Raw genomic sequence first — 1,992 nt, forward strand, 5'->3', positions numbered from 1 at the left:
CAGAACAGAAGGGTTGAAGTTAGAATAGATGAAGAATAACCTCTGTATAACCGGTGCAGGTTATTCGGAAGAAGAACATCCGCTAATCAACAGACAGTAATCATAGTTGTGAAGGGACTTCCAGACTTTATCAGCACATAAATCCAAAAACAAAGCGGCCTATACTGCCACCGGTATAACTCCCGCCATGTGTAAGCGCCTGACCAACATTGGGTCACAATATCTGAGTGCTTTTTTCGATGCAGCCGGGCAATGGCATTTAGTGAATATCGAAAAAAGATTCCTCAATTTTTCAACTTAAGTATACGTGTGCGTCGAGGCACCCGTGAGGATTTACTGTCGGATACCATCGAATATCGCTCAATTTTGGGCAAAAATCGGTTTATAACTTTCGAATATAAAATAGAAGGATGAATTGTATGGCGACTCATCTACTTTTGATGTGAAAATGTTAATATTAAAAGTAGCGCTATTATCGGGCTATGAAGTTATTAGCGCCATTAAAACCAAAATTATGTTGAAGTTTAACAAAATGAGTAAAAAGCCGCTAGATATCCTATATGCAATACTTTGGATAGGCATTTTCGGGGCATTTGCAGTTTATGTATATTCGGGCAAGGTATTCGAGCCAGATAACGGGAAGATTCATATTGTTGCTATTTTGATTGGGTGGGTGGCACAATATATTGGTTTGTTTCTTACGGCGCTGCTCTTGTTTGCAATAGGCGTATACAAAGCATTTATGATTTTATTTAGTGATAAATACGAGAAGTAAAATTAGCATAACAGGTCAATATTTTTCTACAATAGCTACTGTTTCCGATATTTTTCAAGTATACCTGATGCCACTTGAACAGATGATAGAAAGTTGCCAATACTTATTAGCGCCGCTTGAACCGTAGAATTTAAGCGGCTTTTCTTTCTGTATTGTATGACCAGTTTTTCTGTTCTGGCTAATTATATGAACGGCCTTCACTTCCAAAGAGGTGAAGGCCGTTCCTTACTTATTTGCTAAGTATGAATTATCAATATTTATGGTTCAACAATTGGGAACCAGAAGTCAAACTTATCAATCATTCCCAGGAAGGAATTGAAAGCGTTTTTATCGCCGTCTATTTTTATCGTTCCGTCAGAAATGAGGTCGTTGAATGATGACTCACCAAGGCTTACCCTGTCAAGATCTTTACGGTTAATAGTCAACGTTGCCGTCACATTTTCGTCCACATGGCTGCCAATCCGAGGTGTCACTGTGCCATTTTCAACTATGAGCGCCACTTTTTGGTTGACGTCCGGCATGCTGATATTAAAGTTGTATTTCATGTCAGCAGCAGCGGCTTCTGTACCTTTAAAGCGCATTGCGAGGTAATTGAAGAACAGATCCGTTGACATACCTCTGACCATATCGGGACCGGCTGTATTGGGAGACGGTAATACTTTTACGCCGTCCCGCAGTTCTTTGGCGCCAGAAAGATAAAAATTTCTCCATGGACCAGATTCAGCCTGGTAGCCAAGTTGTTCGTAAGTATCTGCCAGCAGATATCGGGCTGTTTTATTCTTGGGATCTGCAAATACTACGTGGTTTAAAACCTCCGCTACCCACCGGTATTCGCCATTGTCGTAGGACTTACGTGCTTTTGAAATGACGTTATCTGCACCTCCCATATATTCAACATATTTTTTACCTGCTTCTACAGGAGGCAGCTTATCCAAATTTGCCGGGTTACCATCAAACCAACCAAAGTACATGGTGTACTGTGCTTTTACATTATGGCTTACGGAACCATAATAGCCCCTGTTAAAGAATTTTTTATCGAGAGAAGCAGGAAGTTTTATCATATCGGCGATTTCAACAGGCGTATAACCTTCGTTGGCCAAACGAAGCGTTTGATCATGGATAAACCGATAGAGATCCCGCTGGCTCTTCCAATACTCGTTGATGTGCTCATTGCCCCAACTTGGCCAGTGATGAGAACCGAAAGTAACCTGCACGTC

At 41.0% G+C, this 1,992-nt stretch carries 2 protein-coding genes; one reads left to right on the forward strand and one right to left on the reverse strand.

Annotated features, from left to right (window positions below):
• The first annotated feature begins 415 nt into the window (after positions 1-415).
• Positions 416-775: a hypothetical protein gene (locus tag VIP81_RS32225; protein ID WP_331971930.1), complete on the forward strand. Its 360-nt coding sequence runs from the start codon at positions 416-418 to the stop codon at positions 773-775.
• Between the two features lie 257 nt (positions 776-1,032).
• Here VIP81_RS32225 and VIP81_RS32230 read toward each other — a convergent pair.
• Positions 1,033-1,992 (reverse strand): alkyl sulfatase dimerization domain-containing protein (locus VIP81_RS32230; RefSeq protein ID WP_331971933.1); only part of this gene is annotated, 960 nt, incomplete at its 5' end.

Source organism: Chitinophaga sp. (assembly GCF_036566945.1).
Classification (GTDB): domain Bacteria; phylum Bacteroidota; class Bacteroidia; order Chitinophagales; family Chitinophagaceae; genus Chitinophaga.